We start from the raw sequence: 1,080 nt of genomic DNA on the forward strand, positions 1-1,080 counted from the left end.
CAAAAAGGCATTGTATCTCCAGCATATTCAAGGAGATAAAACATGGAAACTCGCATTCCTGAAAACACACCATTTGAGACGAATTTTCTAGGAGAAACGTCTCTAGAAGAAAAATATTCACTCTTTCACACACCCATTTCATGGTCCGCAATCTTTGCGGGACTGGTGACGGCTCTTGCCACCTCAATCTGCCTCTCTTTTCTGGTCGCCGCTTTAGGCTTAAGCCAAATGGATTTCACTTCTTCAACCCCATTTGAAGGCTCTTTCCTCTCCTTTGGCGTGGGTTCTGTTATCGTTACACTGATTAGCCTAGCCTTGGGAGGCTTTGTAGCTGGACGTTTTGCTGAAACCTCAGGGACTCTTCATGGCTTTCTCACTTGGGCTCTCATAACATTGCTGATGACCCTCCAAGCCATCCACGTGGTTTCTAGTACAGCAAAGATAGGAGCTAAAACGGCTCTAGAAAACAGCTCCATGGTCCAACAAACCGTAGACAGCCTAAAAAACAATATTTCCCCTATACTTGCAAACTTAAACAGCGAAAGTCTTGAACAGTTTTTTGCAAAAAATAGTGACAATGATATCAATTTTGACCAACTTAGGAGTGAATTGCGCACCCTTCTCAATAAAAGCGACATTCCTGCTCTCAACCCTGATCGCTTAAAACAAACCTATCAAGCTGCACTCAATGATATTGGTTCTGCAATAACAGCTTTCAAAAATGACCCTTCTTACTATCGCACCACTTTAAAAAATCTTGGTGAGCGCCTGTCCGATCGTGTAGAAGATCTCACGACAAAATTTGATCGAAGTGATATCATCAAGGCCCTTGTGACCGATGGCATGTCCCGTTCGGATGCACAAACAGCAGCCAACCATGCTGTTCAACTCTATCAAAGCGCAGAGGAAAAAACCGAAAAAGCCATCAAAGTCCTTGAAGAACGGGCAGAAACACTTTCAGACAATCTTGAGGATACGATCAAGGGAGCAAAAAACACTGCAACTAAAGCCACAAAAACAGCCTCCAATATGGGGTGGTGGGGCTTTTTAGGAAGTCTGGTAGGCGCCATTATTTCCAGT

The 1,080-nt window shown here is 43.8% G+C and carries 1 protein-coding gene; it reads left to right on the plus strand.

What is annotated here, in order from left to right; all coding sequences use genetic code 11:
- Nucleotides 1–42 precede the first annotated feature (42 nt).
- The coding region (locus tag ACFINX_RS10150) for a DUF3792 domain-containing protein (RefSeq protein ID WP_375668803.1) at nucleotides 43–1,080 on the plus strand (1,038 nt) is incomplete at its 3' end.

It is taken from the genome of Bartonella sp. AP36NXGY, assembly GCF_042195865.1.
Lineage (GTDB): Bacteria > Pseudomonadota > Alphaproteobacteria > Rhizobiales > Rhizobiaceae > Bartonella.